This is a genomic window from Hungatella sp., assembly GCF_046966825.1.
In genome coordinates, this window is record NZ_JBKVCZ010000021.1 from 52,025 (window position 1) to 68,572 (window position 16,548).

The following is a 16,548-nucleotide window of genomic DNA, read 5'->3' on the forward strand; positions in this document are numbered from 1 at the left end:
GGAATCATGAAGAAAAGACCTAATATTATTTTCATTATGACCGACCAGCAGCGGTTCGACACCTTAGGCAAAGCTTTTCCAAAGACAATCACACCGAATCTGGACCGGCTGATAGAGGACAGCGTTTCTTTTAAAAACGCATATTGTTCAAATCCGTCGTGTGTCCCGTCGCGCGCGGCTATCATGACGGGGAAATATCCCAGTGAATGCGAGGTTCCGGCCTATATCAGCTGTCTCCCGGATACGGAGAAGACGTTTATGAAAACATTGAAGGAACACGGTTATTATACCGCGGTGGTAGGAAAGCAGCATTTTGCAGAATCCACGATTGATAAGGGATATGATTTTGAGATGATCATCGACGGGCACTCTCCGTGTTCCCCTAAAAATACGCTGGGAGTGTACGCGGATTATCTGAAGGACCAGCAGCTTGACCCGAAGGAAATGTATCAGAAAAACTTAATCAGCGGCGGTACATGGAAGACGGATATCAAGCACCATGTGGACTATTTTATCGGAGAAAAAGGCAAGGAGTGGTTAGCAAACCGCCTGACAGACACGGACGATCGGCAGCCATGGTTCTTTTGCCTGTCGTTTCCGGGTCCCCATCATCCGTATGATTTAGAGGGGACAAAATATGCCGGCATGTACAGTCTGGAAGACATGGGGCCATCGGAAAGCTCCTATGAGGACCTGGCCCAAAAGGGTCCCCAGTTCCGGAATATGGGGATGTATTCTAAAATTTATATTAAGGATTATGATGAGGATACGTTCCGCAGGACAAAGCGTTCCTATTATGCCAACATTACATTGATCGATGAAAAAATTGGTGAAGTGGTTGATCTGTTAAAGGAGCATGACGCCTATGATGATACGGTGATTATCTATACCTCGGATCACGGCGACTTTATGGGAGATTATGGCTTGGTGGAGAAGCTCCAGTGCCTGGAGGACAGCCTGATGAGGGTTCCGCTTTTTGTAAAACCTCCGGTGAAGGGCTTTAAAGGAACGGTTATAGATGATGAAGTAGTCAATATTGATATCGCGGGAACATGCCTGGAACTGGCGGACATTACCCCGGATAAGAAGCTGTCGAACTATTCCTATGTTCCTTACTGGGACAGCACACAGAAGATCAGGAAAAGACCCTATATATATATGGAAGCCGGAGCGATACGCGGAATCCTGCGCAACGGGATCAAGACGGTCCATTATGTGGACCGCGATTATGGGGAAATGTACGATCTGAATCAAGATCCCCTGGAGAGAACTAATATCTGGGATGATAAGGCATATTTGGAGCAGAAGCTGGAAAATTACAGATGCCTCACAGACAGTATCTATCGTGCGACTCCCGGATGCGATACGCCGTGGAACATTGGGACGCCGGAGATATAAAGGAAACAATCTACAAGAAAAAGGAAAGGTTAGGGAGGAACGATGGGCAGTTACAGAAAATTTGATTTTGCAAGCTTACGGGTCAGTAAGTTAAAGGATGGGTTTTGGGGACACAGGACAGAACATTATATGGATATTATTAACAGTATGCTGGATGCGCTGCTATGCGAGGACAATTCGGCCAGGCTGCTTAATTTTGGGATCCACGCGGGAGAGGTGGACGGCGAGTTCTTCGGCTCCTATTGGTCAGACGGCGACTGCTATAAGTTCCTGGAGGGTTGCCTGTATGTCTATCAGAATACCGAGGATAAGAGGGTAAAGGAAGTGATAGATACATATATTCCATGGATTGTGAAATCACAGCAGGAGAACGGATATTTAAATACGCAGATTACTCTTACGGATAAAAAACCATGGGAAAAGCCGATGCATCATGAATTGTATAACATAGGCCATTTTATGACATTTGCCGCGGCACACTATGATATTACGGGAGAAACCGTTCTGCTGGACTGCGCAAAGAAGCTGGCGGACTATACCTATTCCGTTTTCAAAGATTATCCAAAGGAACTGGCGCATTTTGGCTTCAATCCCAGCCAGATTATGGGCTTTTGTGATTTGTATAAAGTCACGGGGAATGAAGTGTACTATAAGCTGGCTGAAATATTTGTGAATATGCGGGGCAGCGTGGAAGGCGGGACTGAGCAGAATCAGGATTGTGTTCCGTTAAGAGAAGAAACCATGGTGATTGGCCATGCGGTAACATCGACGTACCTTTATGCGGGAGCGGCTGACGTATATGCGGAAACTGGAGAGGAAGCGCTTTTGGACGCGCTCAAACGGATATGGACGGATATGACTACGAAACGAAGCTACATTACGGGGGCTTCCAGCCCGATGTTTGTCGGGTACTCGGACAGGGGCGGGCTGACCCACGAAGCGCACGGAACGCAGTATGATCTTCCCAATAAGATTGCCTATAATGAATCCTGCGCCAATATTGGCAATGCAATGTGGGCAATGCGCATGCTCTCTGTAACAGAAGACACGAAGTACGGGGATTTTGCAGAACTGGTGATGTACAATTCAGGAATATCCGGATCGAACCTGGAATTGACCCGCTATTTCTATTCGAATCCATTGGCATACAGAAAGGATACCCCCATCTATCAGGAATTTGCGCAGTATAAACATAAATCCTCGAGAAGATGGCATACCTTTACCTGCTGGTGCTGCCCGCCGCAGCTGTTCCGTACAATGGCTGGCATGGGACGCTGGGTATACGGGCAAAGTGATGATACCGTTTATGTAAACATGTTTACGAACTGTGACTATGAGACGGATTCCGTAGAGCTTTCCATGAAGACGAACTACCCCTGGTCGGATGAGATTTCCATCGACGTAAAGAAGGCGGAGAGTCAAAAATTAAAAATCCGGATTCCGGCATGGTGCAAAAAACCTGTGGTAAATGGAAACAGCGTTGCGGCAGGCGAGTATTTTGAAATGATAATAACAGAAGGTGACTCCATCTGCATAAAACTGCCTATGGAAGCCGTATTGATTCAGGCAAATCCCAATGTGGAGCAGGACAGGGGAATGCTGGCTGTAAAAAGAGGGCCTGTCGTTTACTGCGCGGAGGGCATGGATAACGAACATAGCCTGGATGAAATCTACATAGATCCACAGGGAGCGATCACAGAGGCCTACCATGCCGATTTGTTGGACGGAGTAGTTACGTTATCGGCAGCCGCAAAATACCGTCCGCAAAAAGCAGAGCTTTATTATGAATTGCAGACAGAGGAATCTGACACCACATTGAATCTGATTCCGTATTATGCATGGGCCAACCGAGAAGAATCAGATATGAGTGTCTGGTTTCCGAAAGCATAATAGGCTGCGGTAAAATATATTTTTTTTACCCTTGTGATTTTATACTCAACTTTCCCAGCTTGAAAACCGCTGCTAAAGCAGCGTATTCAAGCCAAACAACGATTTATTTATGATTATTGACATAAAATATGCGCCAATCTTTGGTATAATAAGAGTGCGAACCGTCACCATACCAAACAAGAAAGGCGCATACTCTTATGATAAACTATAATGACCATTTTGACCATACCGAAAATCAATTTTTTACTGCAATAAAAGAACTTAAGCTTGGCATGCTTCTCCGTCAATCAAATATAACCAAATCCTGTGGCATTCCAGCACTTAAGGTGTTTGAGTTTCTCCTCCTGCTCGTGTTTCAGGGGAAGAACTTGTTCCAATTCCTTAACTCTAAGCGGAGAGAACAGGCCGTTTCTAAAAATACTTATTATCGCTTTTTGAATGATACTTCCTATAATTGGAGGAAATTTCTGGTTTTACTGGCGGCCAGAGTGATATCTGCCTTTACTCAGTTAACCAGACCAGAGCGCATTCGCGTCTTTGTTTTGGATGATTCCGTTATTAAGCGCAATCGCAGTAAACAAGTGGAACTTCTTGCCAGAGTTTATGATCATGTGGAGCATAAATTTCAAAAAGGATTCACGCTTCTGACGCTTGGCTGGTCCGACGGCTATAGTTTTCTCCCGGTTGGTTTCAACATGCTTTCTTCTGCCAAGAAGAAAAACCGTTATCAGGAGATATCTGACTCAATCGATCGCCGTACCAATGGCTATAAAAACCGAAATGAAAGTCTGATGGCAAAGCCACAAGCTGCTGTTTTGCTGTTGAAACGTGCACTTAACGCAGGAATTCATGCGGATTATGTTCTGATGGATTCCTGGTTTACTACTGAACCCATGCTCAAAGAGCTCCAGGGCATTGGTCTTGATGCGATTGGAATGGTAAAACAGCTAAAACAGCGATATCTTTATCAGGGGAAATCCTATACTCTGCCACAGCTGCGTAAGTTTATGCGGCATGAAAATGCAGTCAATATCTTTGGCTCTGTTCTGGTTCATACCCGGGATGGAATTCCAGTAAAAATCGTGTTCATTCGTAATCGGAACAAGAAAAGTGAATGCCTGTATCTGTTAAGCACCGATTGTAGTTTGAACGAAAGTGAAATTGTACGGATTTATGGAAATCGATGGTCGATCGAATGCTTTTTTAAAGCTACAAAATCCTTGTTGAAACTGGGAACAGAATTCCAAAGCCGCAGTTACGACGCGATAGTGAGTCATACAACCATTGTATTCACCAGATATATTCTACTGGAATGGATACGCAGGAATCAAAATGACCAAAAAACCTATGGTGAATTATTCTACCTGCTCTGTGAAGATATACAGGATATGGATTTAACCACCTCCCTGACGAGCCTCATGGCTCTATTTGTGGAGCAATTAAGCAATCTGTCTATTGGAATCACAGCGATTATAAAAAGTAAAGTAAACGATTGGATGCAATCCCAAGCCACATATATTCAGGCTTTATTTGGAAATCTGTGCTGGGAAAGTTGAGTAAAACAATAAACTGTAAACAAAACAGTTTTTTGAGCAAAGAGGTAAAATTTTTAAAAGGAGGAGTTTGAAATGAAAAAGAAACAACTAATTGCAATGGGGCTGGCAGGGGTAATGGCAATGAGCGTTGCTGCCTGCGGAGGCACAAAAGAGACGCCGCAAGCAAAGCAGGAAGCAAAGCAGGAAGTGGAAAGCAGTGCGGAAGCCACAAAAACGCTGCCGTCCGCGTCGGATGATATCATTAAAATCGGAGACGGCTCTGCGTCATTCGATTTGTGGATGCAGATTCATCCCATAACTGCTGAGGCTTATAAGAACCTGGGGGAACATCCCGGAGCCAAGCTGTGGGAAGAGAAGACAGGGGTTAAGGTCAATTACATCAATCCGCCCGTTGGCGAGGAAAAGAAGAATCTGAACCTGCTGCTGAACGATCCGGGTTCCCTGCCGGATGCATTTGCCATCGGGGATTTTGACAGCATCTATCCGGGTGGAACGATGATGGCGATTGAGGACGGGGTCATTATTGATATTACGGAGATGGTTGAGCAGTACGCCCCTAACTTTATGGCGATGATTAACGCGGATGAAAAACTGAAAAAGGATGTATACAACGATGACGGGGTCATGGTCGGGTTTGGTACGATCATTGTGAATGAGGCAAGGCGTGAAAAAGCCATGTATGGCCCCATTATTAACCAGACGTATTTGGAGAAAGCCGGATTAGAGGTCCCGACGACGATTGCGGAATGGGAAGAGATGCTGACCGCATTTAAAGAGATGGGTGTAAAGGCTCCGCTGTCTTTTGATCCGCAGTATATGAAGGATTGTTTCGCGGGCGCGTTTGGCGTTCCGTCAGGCGGCGGATATTACATCGATGTGGAAGGCGACGGCAAGGTTCATTATGCCGGAACAGAAGAGAATTACAAAGAATTCCTTACCGTTATGAACAGATGGTATGAGAATGGCCTGATTGATGCGGACTATGCGACGCGGAAACTGAACCAGGATATCCTGCCGATGATGGTGAATGGGAATGCGGGTTCCTATGTGGGTTATGTAACGGCATTTAAGCAGTTACCGACCAACGCGACGGCGCAGGGATTTGATGAGCTGAAGCTGGTGGGCGCTCCATTTCCGTCGCTGAACAAGGGCGACCAGGTGCATTTAAGAGATTTTGAAAACAACCGGACCGCTTTGGCAGTTTACATTACGAGTAACGCGGAGGATCCCATTTCCATCATCCAGTGGTTTGACCAGATGTATTCTTTAGCTGGCAGACGCATCAATACCTTTGGCGAAGAAGGGGTTACATATGAAATGGTGGATGGCGTTTGTACCTATACGGACTTTATTATAAAGAATCCGGACGGATTATCCATGACCCAGGCAGGCAGAAAGTATATTTTCAAGGATATGTTCAGGACATGGGAGGATGATGACCACGCGCAGCTGTATACAGAGGAATCTCAGTTTGACGCGTGGGATAAATGGGATTTGGCGGATAAAACGGCCGCGCTGCCGCGGATGCTTACCTTATCGGCGGATGAAGCGGATGAATATGTAAAAATTTCCTCCACGCTGAACGCCTATGCGCAAGAGATGCAGCAGAAATTTATCATGGGGACGGCTGATATTGAAACGGAATGGGACAACTTTGTAGCAACCTTAGAGAGCCTTGAATGCAACAAGGCGGCTGAAATCAGACAGGCTGCATATGAGCGGTATTTATCCAGATAGTTGTTTGGGGCAGCTATAGCAAATGAATCAGATTTGTTATAGCTGCGTTCGCAAAAGCAAAGGAGGTTATACGTGAGGGCGGAGACAAAGAATAGAAGGAGCATGCCTGCAAAGTGGTCCATGATTATGGATAACATAAGGATCGATCTGAAAAAAAACAAGATGGTCTATCTTATGGCGCTTCCTGTTATTTTGTATTATTTGGTGTTTCAGTACGGACCGATGGGCGGCCTGCTGATTGCGTTTAAAGAGTATAGGCCCGGACGGGGGATTCTTGGCAGCGCCTGGGCGGATTTTTACGGGCTGGGAAATTTTATTGACTTTTTCACCAGCTATGACTGCGGCAGATTGATTTGGAATACCATACGTATTTCCGTGGTCAGCATTGTAGTGGGGGTTCCGCTTCCCATTATCTTGGCGCTCACTCTGAATGAGGTGAAATCTGAGAGATTTAAAAAGACAGTACAGACCATCACCTATTTGCCTCATTTTATATCGGTAGTAGTCATATCCGGTATCATTGTGGACCTGGTGGGAACTGAGGGCCTGATTACGGCAATCCTTCAGAAGTTTGGCTATACCGGCGGAAACCTGCTGAATGTGAAGGAGTATTTCACCGCGATCTTTGTCGGAAGCAATATATGGCAAAATATCGGGTTTCAGGCAATTATTTATATTGCGGCTTTGGCGAGTGTGCCGAGCGATGTGTATGAAGCCGCAAGAATTGACGGAGCAAACCGGTGGAAGCAGATGCTGCATGTGTCGCTGCCGGGTATCGCGCCAACGATTACCATTATGCTGATTATGAGAATGGGAAACATTATGTCGGTGGGATGGGAGAAGATTATCCTGTTATATAATCCCGGAATCTATGAAACGGCAGATGTGATATCAACCTATGTATACCGTCTGGGAATCGAAGGCAGCAGGGTAAGCTACACGGCGGCAATCGGTATGTTCAATTCCCTTATTAATTTTGGGATGCTTTTGATCGCAAATAAAATTGGTAAGAAAATCAATGGCTCCGGACTGTGGTAGGAGGAGAAGGATGAGACGAAAAAAGAAAATAAATATTCCATCCCTTGTGATCCATGGCGCTTTAATCTGCCTCTGTATTGCGACGCTCTATCCCGTCCTGTATGTGGCGGCGGCGTCCTTTAGTGACCCGGATATGTTTGTGGCGTCAAAGGGAGAGATGCTTTTATGGCCCAAGGGCTTCAGCCTGCTGTCATACGAGAAAATACTGGGTATGAAGAGTGTCTGGACAGGATACCGCAACTCCATCTTTTATGTGATTGCGGGAACGACGATCAATATGGTGCTTACTTCGCTTGGCGCATATGTCCTTTCGCGCAAAGGGGTATATCTGAATAAGATATTATCAATTTTAATTGTATTTACCATGCAGTTTGGAGGCGGACTAATTCCCACCTATATTCTGGTAACGAAATTACTGGGAAACAGTATCTGGACGATTCTTATCCCGGGCGCTATCGCAACTACAAATCTGATTATATTAAGAACAGGGTTTGCGTCTGTTCCTGACAGCCTGATAGAAGCCGCGGAGATAGACGGCGCGGGGCATCTTGCTATTTTAACCAAAATAGTCCTGCCTTTATCAAAAGCGTCGTTAGCGGTTATCTGCCTGTATTACGGTGTTGCTCATTGGAATTCATGGATTCAGGCGTCTATGTATATCAGAGACAGGGATTTATATCCTTTACAGATCTTTTTGAGGGAAATATTGATTGCGAATACGCTGGATGAGGCGCTGCTGGGTTCTGACGCAGGCATGTCCACCAGCATTCAGGAAACAATCAAATACTCGACGATCATGGTTTCCATTATTCCGGTAATGCTGATTTACCCGTTTATCCAGAAGTTCTTTGTAAAGGGCGTTATGGTAGGAGCAGTAAAAGAATAAGCTGATTTTTGTGAAGAAACTCCGTTGTGAGAAGGGGTGGATAGGGGAAGTGAAAAATGGTATTAGAAGCATTGCATGAAAATCCTCAGGTACTGCATGTCGGAACTGAGGAGAACAGGGCATATTATATTCCGTATCGTGAAAAAAAAGGAGACGCCTTACATTTATTAAGCGGGGCGGACTGGAAGTTTCAATGGTTTCAGAGCTATTATGAGGTACCGGAGGAGTTTGTCTGCGGGAGGCTGGGAAATGCGGATGTGATATCCGTTCCCAGCTGCGTAAACATGTTGGGATATGAAAAACATCAATATGCGAATGTGAAAGGTCCCATTCCATTTGATCCGCCGTATGTGCCTTTAGAAAATCCCTGCGGCGCATACATTAAGGAATTTTATGTCGATAAAGATACGGATCTGTATTACTTGAATTTTGAAGGCGTGGATTCCTGCTTTTATCTTTGGCTGAACGGCAAGTTTGTGGGATACAGTCAGGTTGCGCACGCCACTTCCGAGTTCGATATAACCGATTTTCTGGTTTCAGGAAAGAATTATATGAGTGTGCTTGTGATGAAGTGGTGCGACGGGACTTATTTTGAGGACCAGGACAAATTCCGTATGACCGGAATTTTCAGAGATGTATATATCCTTCACCGAACAAGGGAGCATATCAGGGATTACACGGTAAAAACAGTTTTACAGAACAAAAGGGCGCAGATCCGGGTAAGCGTGCAATGGAAGCAGGAGCCGCAGGAGATTTCCTGCCAGCTGTATGACCCGGACGGAAAAATGGTCGCCGGCACAGGGTGTGCGGAGGGGGGGATCGTTCTTGGAGTGGATGAGCCGCTGCTCTGGAACGCAGAGACTCCGTATCTGTACCGCCTTGTGTTAAGGTCGGGAGAGGAAACGATTGAACAGCAGGTTGGGATCAGAAAGCTGGAAATCCATAATGCCGTACTGTATCTGAATGGGCAGAAGATAAAGCTAAAAGGGGTAAACCGTCATGATAGTAACGCGTTTACCGGATATTGCATCAGCAAAGAGCAGCTGATGGAGGATTTAATGCTGATGAAACAGCATAATGTCAACGCAATCCGCACCAGCCATTATCCCAATGCGCCCTGGGCATATGAACTGTATTCTCAGTATGGTTTTTACGTCATGGACGAGGCGGATATTGAAACTCATAATGCGGAACTGATCTATGCGGGCGGAAGAAGTAATTATAACTATGAGGATGAGACGATCACAAGCACCTCGTTTGGAATGCTGTGCAGTGATCCTCTTTATGAAAAAAGCATTCTTGACCGGGTCCAGAGCTGTATCAGCAGGGACAAAAACCAGCCATGCGTCATCATCTGGTCTTTGGGCAATGAGTCCGGCTATGGGGTAAATATGGAGAAGGCCGCTAAATGGATCAAGGAGCAGGATCCGGAGTATCTGATTCACTATGAAAGCAGCATTTATCAGATGCCGGACCATAAAAATGACCTGTCCAATCTTGATTTTTACAGCCGCATGTATATGCCTGTGAAGGAATCGAGGGCGTATTGCACAAAAAACCCGCGAAAGCCGCTGATTCTCTGTGAGTTTTCCCATGCCATGGGGAATGGGCCGGGAGATTTGGAGGACTATTTTTCGGCAATCTATGATAATGACTGCTTTTCCGGCGCTTTTGTGTGGGAATGGTGCGACCATAGTGTCTATGCGGGAAAGACGGCTGAGGGGAAAGATAAGTTTTTGTATGGCGGTGATTTTGGAGAATTTCCAAACGAACGGAATTTCTGTCTGGATGGCCTGATATCTCCTGACCGGAAACCGCATACTGGCCTAAAAGAGTTTCAAAATGTGGCGCGCCCCATCCGGACAAGCTATGAGCAGGGAAGAATATGGCTATGGAATGCAATGGATTTTATAAATGTGAAGGATGTATACAATATCTGCTGGTCCTTAAAGGCAGACCATGAAACCGTTGAATCCGGGCTGATTGAAGACTTTGACCTGCTGCCGGGTGAAAAAAAACCATGTGAAATTAAGTTTGGCCATGAAATGACAGAAGGAAATACATGGACGCTTCTTCTCCGCTATATAAGGAAAGAATCAGATGGATTGGCGGAGGCGAGATATTGTCATGGCTTTGACCAGATTATCTTAAACAAGGCGGCAGAAATGCCTGTAATTGAGGAAAGGAAAGCCGTTTCGTGGAAAGAGACTCCCAAGCACATTGTCGTTACAGGCGAAAACTTCAGATATGTGTTTGATAAATGGCAGGGCACGCTGTCCGGAATGTGCTATGAGCAGAGGGAAATGCTCGTGCGTCCCATGGAATATAATATCTGGCGGGCGCCAGTTGATAATGACCGGAAAATATTGGGCGCGTGGATAGGCGCGGGTTACAACCGGAAAACAGTGCGGGTGTATGACACCCAAATTGCTGAAGTTCCCAATGGAATCAGCGTGAACTTTAGAATCGGGGTTGGAGCCGTATTTTTACAAAATTCCATGATTTTGGAAGCGGAGTATGTTATCTATACGGATGGCACAATTCAGATTGATGTACACGGAATCAAAGACCCGGTATTTCCCTATCTGCCCAGATTCGGCATAAGGCTGCATCTGCCTAAGTCGATGGAGCAGGTTGCCTACACAGGATACGGGCCATATGAAAGCTACGCAGACAAGCATAGGGCCAGCTATTACGGGAAGTTTAAAAGCACGGTTACAGATTTGCACGAGAACTATATCAAGCCACAGGAGAATGGAAGCCACTGGGGCTGTGATTCGGTAGAACTATGGGATGAGTGGGGAGGCCTGAAGGCGCTGGGAGAGGGAATGTCCTTTAACGCGTCCCATTACACCCAGGAGACTTTGGAGAGCACAGCCCATAATTTTGAATTACAGGAATCAGAAGAAACCATATTATGCTTAGATGGTAGTATGTCGGGAGTCGGATCGGGAAGCTGCGGGCCGCGTCTTATAGAGGCGTATCAGGTGAATAGGGATCTGCGGTTGAATTTTGTTTTGAAGTTTTATTCATTAAATAATGATTGAGGATTTTTATGCTATTTTCAGATTTGGAGCAGACTTTACCCGTTTGTTATGCTTTAACAGTTTCACGAAGTTGTAAGTCCCTATTTTTAGCCAGAAGAATTGGCGTGATCGGAGATATCCAAGTACCGGAATGTCATCGATATGATATCTTCTTCTCAGGACTGACATGATCCCTTCCACCGCATTTCTTTTCCGTGTAAGCGCAACGTAATCTTCTGTGGATATCTTTTCCAGATACTTTGCTCTCTGCACCATGCTTGCGGATACGTGAACGGCATAATTCTTTCGCTGTTGTTTTCCCTTACATTTTTCTTTGTTTGGGCAGTTCGCGCAACAGTCATTTTTGAATAAGGATCGGCACATTCCTGTTTTGGGATAATAGGTCGTCTTTTCAGGCGCATGTCCCATAGGGCAGGTGAGTACTTTTGTTCCATCTTCATTCATAACAAAATCTGCAAATATGGAATCTATAGGCTTTCCAGTAAGCGCGGTGGTGATCAGTTCTGTGCTTTTTGCTTCAGCGAGTGTCTGAGTTTCCTGACCGCTATAAGCTCCATCTGTGATCATGATCTCATGTTCACCATCTTCCGGGCGGCTGTTCCGGTATTCCCTGCAGAAGGCACTGTCACTATGGTTGTTTTGCATCGTAAGATGCACCTGTGATAAGGCTGTCACCATCTTCGCCAACGGTTTTGATAATATTGCCAACATAGCCTTTATTGCTTTTTCCTGCTTTGCTGCGGTAAGTTGCATCCGGGTCGGACGGGTTCTGCAGGCTCCCGGAAGTGATCTCACGTTTCTCTTTTAGGATGATGTTTTCGTTTTCATCAACTTTACTTTGCTCAGCCAGGACTCGGACCAACAGCTTGTATTCCTGAAATTCCTGCCAGATGCCGTCCCTCATAATTTCTTTTAAACAGGCAGCTTCCTGTATTACTTTTTCCAAACGTGATGGGACATCATCGCTTTTGCAGTAATAGATTACCTGATTGTAATCGCCACCTTCCAGATAATGCAGCAGTTCCCTTGGAATAAAGTCTTCATTGCCAAGCCGATGAAGCAAGCGTACCGCATTGGCAGCTGTTGCATAAATAATTTTGAGACGTAACATACGTTTGCAGCGGGAAGCAATCATAAGACTGTCCATACGCTTCAAGTTGGAATTCAGCTTCATATATTTCTGATAGACACCGGACAAATGCATCATCTTTGCCTCAAAAAGGTTTTCTCCGGTTTCTAATTCGTAATCATAAAGACGTGTCCGGAACCGGCTAAATGTCCGGTCGCTGAGGGGCTGTTCCTCCAAATGCGTACTGTGGAGAGCATATTGATAACGCACATCATAGCAGATGGATTCGGGCGTGAAAATTTGTTACTGCTATATAAAACAGAAAATCGCTCTTCATTAATGGCAGGGAAAACAATATCCGCAAAATCTTTACACCACGAATTCATTACAATGCGTTGTGTTCGTGGCGATAAGTTTACAAAACTGTCTGTTAAAGTAAGCTGCGGGGTTTGGTTGGCCTTAAATGACATATCTTACACCTCGCTAATTAATATGTCTCTATTGTACTATATCAAATGAGGATAAGGGTAGTACGATATCATCAAGTAAGTACACCTGGGTCTGGAAAAAAGCCACTGAAAAATCAAGATACCGTTTGTTCGATAAGATTACCACACTGCTTACAGAAATGAACGAAACGCTGGCATATACTGGATTGAAAATCGAAACCAATACGGAATACACACCAGACAGCTTGGAGGCCATTTTGTCCAGATATGATTTTGTCTGCCATATCGATGAGAACACGTTTGTACACGGTCGGGGACATCGGAAAAGCCGGGAGCAGCGCTATTACGAACGGTTAAAAGAATATATTGGAAAACTCTCAGAATACGTGGAAAAGATTCAGATATGCGGACCTGACCGAAACAGTTATGCGAAGACCGATCATGATGCAGCCTTTATACGGCTGTAAAAGGACTATATGGGAAATGACCAGCTCCTGCCTGCATACAACATTCAGATCGGAGTGGCGGACGAGTACATTGCCTTAGCAGAGGTGATGCAGTACCGTTCCGATATGGACTGCTTTGTCTCTCTGATAGAAAAGTTCCATGAGCTATACGGTTTTTATCCGAGATATCCGGTAGCGGATGCAGGATATGGCTCGGGCATTAAATTTTGAAACCGATTCGGAGGGGGATCTAATCTGTCCAAACGGAAGGAAATTTCACTTAGTGTATCGGAAACCAGTGAAGGGGAATCAATAGGGCAGATAGGAAGAATACTATACCTGTGAAGACTGCAGTGAATGCCCCTACGCAGAAAGATGTAAGAAGACAGAAAAAACAGGACGGTCCGTATCTATGTAGAATTAAGTTCCATGCACCAGGAAGTATTAGAAAATCTGCAGAGCATCCATGGAGCGCTGCTGCGAATGAACCGCTCCATACAAGCAGAAGGAACCTTCGGAATCATCAAATATGACTGCTGGTATAAACGGATTGTAAGAAGAGGGCTGGAATCAAATGGAAGGGCTGTGGAAAATGGAATTAGATCAACTCCATTTTTTTACAGCCCCTACTTGTGTCACAGTGAAAATAAACCCCCTGCTCTGCAGGGGGAGGGAAGATCTTTAGATATAAGCAAGAGCTCCTGTGCTAAAATAGATGTAGGTCTGCAAACCACAAATATAAGCACAGGAGGTCCAAAGATGGACAAGAATAGTTTAGCCCATACTAAAGTACAGTTTACAAGGGACTACACAGGGTAGGTATCTGACGGGAGGGGTTCCGCCCGTCAGATTTTCCATGTGATATTCAAGCTGTCGCTTGTGGCGGCTATGGTGGTAATCATCAAATCCACCACCCGCCGCTTGTCGTCAAAGGATACATTCTCCCAAGTGTCGAGGTAGCCGGAAATCTGGCTGACCTGTTCCGGGCTGATGGCTTCCACCGTCAGTTCCGCTATCCTCGCCAGAAGTTCCTGCTTGCGCCCGTCCAGTTCCGCTATCTTCACATTCACATAGGAGAGCAGGACATTGTTTGCACCCGTCAGACTGTCCACCAGCTTTTCAATCTCGCTGTCCACATGGGCAAGCTCCACTTGCAGTGCTGCAATTTTCGGGTTTGCCTTTGCCGCTTTCTTTCTGCCTGTCAGCGTCTTGTAGCTTGCCAGTTTCTTTACCATCTGCTGATAAACAACCGCTTCCAGTTCCGAAGTGATGATTTTCCCGCACCCGGCACAGCTTTTATTGTCCAGCCGTTTCGTACAGCGAAGGTATTGCTTGCCGGAGGGATTGAAGATACTCATAAGGGCATACCCGCAGTTCCCGCACTTGATTTTTCCCGCCAGCCATGTGTGGGTGGCTTTTCGGGCAGACTGGATTTTCATGTTGTTCATCAGCTTCTTGCGGCAGGTCAGCCAGATGTCGGAGGGGACAATGCCCTCATGGGGAGCCAGCACCAGCATTTGGTCTTTCAAGTCGTTCTTTTTGCTGGGCTTCACATCCCGCCCTTGATACAGATAGCAGCCGTTCATGCCTGTAAAATCGGCAGCGTCATTGACAATGACTGTCCCTTGACTTTTGAAAAATTCGTACACATCAAGGTCTGCCTGCACATAGACAGGATTGCGTAACATCTGCGCCAGCGTGGGGCGTATCAGCTCTTTGCCATGGAACAAAATGCCCTGTTCGGCAAAGTACCGGGTAATGTCCCCGTAGGAGGTAGTGGGCTGGGCGTACATCTCAAACATCAGCCGGATATTTGCCGCTTCGTCTGGATTTACCACCAGCTTTTTTGTGTTGATACCGTCCATCTTGATCGGCTCTGTATGAAAGCCGTAAGGGGCTTTCCCACCCATCTTGAAGCCTCGCTGGCTGCGGGAATAGTAAGCGTCCGTTACCCGCTTCTGTATGGTTTCCCTCTCAAGCTGGGCGAACACGATACAGATATTCAGCATCGCCCGCCCCATCGGGGTGGAGGTATCAAACTTTTCCGTAGAGGACACAAACTCCACATTGTACTGCTGGAACAGCTCCATCATGTTGGCAAAGTCCAGAATGGAACGGCTGATACGGTCGAGCTTGTAAACCACGACCTTTGCAATCAAGCCCCGCTTGATGTCCCGCACCAGTTCTTGAAACTTCGGACGGTCTGTGTTCTTGCCGCTGTATCCTTTGTCTGTATATTCCTTACAGTTACCGCCTTTCAATTCGTATTTGCAAAACTCAATCTGGCTTTCAATGGAAATGCTGTCCTTTTTGTCTACCGATTGCCTTGCATAGATTGCGTCTATTCGATTATTCATATTGTCGCTCCTTTTCTTAAAAAAGAAACGGAGCTGCTGACAGTTTTATTATACCGCCAGCAGCCCCGCAAATCAATGATGGCTTCGGAAAACCTTATGCCCCGGCTTCCTCACTCTGCCGTTTGTCGGCATACTTGCGGAACACCTCATAAAGCTGCTGTTCCAGCTCCCGGCGTTTTGCCGCTTCCTGCTCCGGCGTGAATACCGGGGAGAGATTTTCCAGCGTGATTTCCTTTCCCTGAAAAGTCACGACTTCGGTTTCTTTCTTGTATCTGATATGCTCCATAGTACCTCCGTATTTAATTTTCAAAGTGCAGTGCCGCCATGCTGCGGCGTGAAATGTTTTCTGTCATCAATCACCGTTCCCTTGTGTGCCGCTTCTGCCGTTTCAGTTCCACCAGTATATCCGGCGGGATACGGTCTACCAGCCGCTGAATGTCGTGCAGCTTGCTTTCCAACTTTGCCCGTTCCATGCGGTCTTTGATTTTGCCGTTCTCGCTGGCTCTGGCTCGTTCTTCCAGCTTTTCATTTTCCGCCAACAGGTCATTGATTGTGACCTTGTATTTTTTCAACTGCCCGGAGAAGTTCTCCATCTGCGGAAACCACTTTTTCAGCATAGCGAGGGCTTCCTCTTTTTTCTTTCCGGCATTCAGCGGGTTAATGCCGTCCAGCGTG

The 16,548-nt window shown here is 46.0% G+C and carries 13 protein-coding genes and 2 pseudogenes; 10 read left to right on the top strand and 5 right to left on the bottom strand.

Going from position 1 to position 16,548, the window contains the following annotated elements; genetic code table 11:
* Nucleotides 1-6 precede the first annotated feature (6 nt).
* The 7 genes from ACLTD4_RS09205 to ACLTD4_RS09235 all read left to right on the top strand — a co-directional run bounded on the left by ACLTD4_RS09205 (nucleotide 7) and on the right by ACLTD4_RS09235 (nucleotide 11,552).
* Nucleotides 7-1,398, top strand: coding sequence for a sulfatase (locus tag ACLTD4_RS09205; RefSeq protein WP_278837542.1), 1,392 nt, complete (start codon nucleotides 7-9; stop codon nucleotides 1,396-1,398).
* A gap of 42 nt (nucleotides 1,399-1,440) precedes the next feature.
* Complete coding sequence (locus ACLTD4_RS09210) at nucleotides 1,441-3,288, top strand: glycoside hydrolase family 127 protein (protein ID WP_278837540.1); 1,848 nt, start codon at nucleotides 1,441-1,443, stop codon at nucleotides 3,286-3,288.
* Nucleotides 3,289-3,485: 197 nt separating this feature from the next.
* Nucleotides 3,486-4,844, top strand: a complete 1,359-nt coding sequence (locus ACLTD4_RS09215) for a transposase (protein ID WP_195521993.1) — start codon at nucleotides 3,486-3,488, stop codon at nucleotides 4,842-4,844.
* Between the two features lie 72 nt (nucleotides 4,845-4,916).
* The gene (locus ACLTD4_RS09220) at nucleotides 4,917-6,581 is read left to right on the top strand and encodes a hypothetical protein (protein WP_412331255.1); all 1,665 of its coding nucleotides are present in this window, start codon (nucleotides 4,917-4,919) and stop codon (nucleotides 6,579-6,581) included.
* A 72-nt stretch (nucleotides 6,582-6,653) separates the two neighbouring features.
* Nucleotides 6,654-7,619, top strand: a complete 966-nt coding sequence (locus ACLTD4_RS09225; RefSeq protein WP_412331256.1) for an ABC transporter permease — start codon at nucleotides 6,654-6,656, stop codon at nucleotides 7,617-7,619.
* Between the two features lie 10 nt (nucleotides 7,620-7,629).
* Nucleotides 7,630-8,505, top strand: coding sequence for a carbohydrate ABC transporter permease (locus ACLTD4_RS09230; protein ID WP_412329980.1), 876 nt, complete (start codon nucleotides 7,630-7,632; stop codon nucleotides 8,503-8,505).
* Nucleotides 8,506-8,561: 56 nt separating this feature from the next.
* Nucleotides 8,562-11,552, top strand: a complete 2,991-nt coding sequence (locus ACLTD4_RS09235; RefSeq protein ID WP_412329979.1) for a glycoside hydrolase family 2 TIM barrel-domain containing protein — start codon at nucleotides 8,562-8,564, stop codon at nucleotides 11,550-11,552.
* Nucleotides 11,553-11,558: 6 nt separating this feature from the next.
* On the opposite strand, the gene ACLTD4_RS09240 is transcribed toward ACLTD4_RS09235, so the two are convergent.
* On the bottom strand, nucleotides 11,559-12,119 hold the full coding sequence (locus tag ACLTD4_RS09240) for a transposase (protein ID WP_412331257.1): 561 nt from the start codon (nucleotides 12,117-12,119) through the stop codon (nucleotides 11,559-11,561).
* A 61-nt stretch (nucleotides 12,120-12,180) separates the two neighbouring features.
* Complete coding sequence (locus ACLTD4_RS09245; protein WP_412329977.1) at nucleotides 12,181-12,759, bottom strand: hypothetical protein; 579 nt, start codon at nucleotides 12,757-12,759, stop codon at nucleotides 12,181-12,183.
* 457 nt (nucleotides 12,760-13,216) lie between these two features.
* Here ACLTD4_RS09245 and ACLTD4_RS09250 point away from each other — a divergent pair, with 457 nt between their 5' ends.
* From ACLTD4_RS09250 to ACLTD4_RS09260, 3 genes and pseudogenes are all read left to right on the top strand, one after another.
* Complete coding sequence (locus tag ACLTD4_RS09250; protein ID WP_412329976.1) at nucleotides 13,217-13,537, top strand: hypothetical protein; 321 nt, start codon at nucleotides 13,217-13,219, stop codon at nucleotides 13,535-13,537.
* 9 nt (nucleotides 13,538-13,546) lie between these two features.
* Nucleotides 13,547-13,747, top strand: coding sequence for a hypothetical protein (locus ACLTD4_RS09255; protein ID WP_412329975.1), 201 nt, complete (start codon nucleotides 13,547-13,549; stop codon nucleotides 13,745-13,747).
* Nucleotides 13,748-13,904: 157 nt separating this feature from the next.
* Nucleotides 13,905-14,335 (top strand): annotated as a pseudogene (locus tag ACLTD4_RS09260) (transposase); the annotation flags it as partial.
* 26 nt (nucleotides 14,336-14,361) lie between these two features.
* Here ACLTD4_RS09260 and ACLTD4_RS09265 read toward each other — a convergent pair.
* The 3 genes and pseudogenes from ACLTD4_RS09265 to ACLTD4_RS09275 all read right to left on the bottom strand — a co-directional run.
* Nucleotides 14,362-15,873, bottom strand: a complete 1,512-nt coding sequence (locus ACLTD4_RS09265; RefSeq protein WP_412331258.1) for a recombinase family protein — start codon at nucleotides 15,871-15,873, stop codon at nucleotides 14,362-14,364.
* Nucleotides 15,874-15,967: 94 nt separating this feature from the next.
* Nucleotides 15,968-16,159: a hypothetical protein gene (locus ACLTD4_RS09270; RefSeq protein WP_002566025.1), complete on the bottom strand. Its 192-nt coding sequence runs from the start codon at nucleotides 16,157-16,159 to the stop codon at nucleotides 15,968-15,970.
* A 70-nt stretch (nucleotides 16,160-16,229) separates the two neighbouring features.
* Nucleotides 16,230-16,548 (bottom strand): annotated as a pseudogene (locus ACLTD4_RS09275) (plasmid recombination protein); the annotation flags it as partial.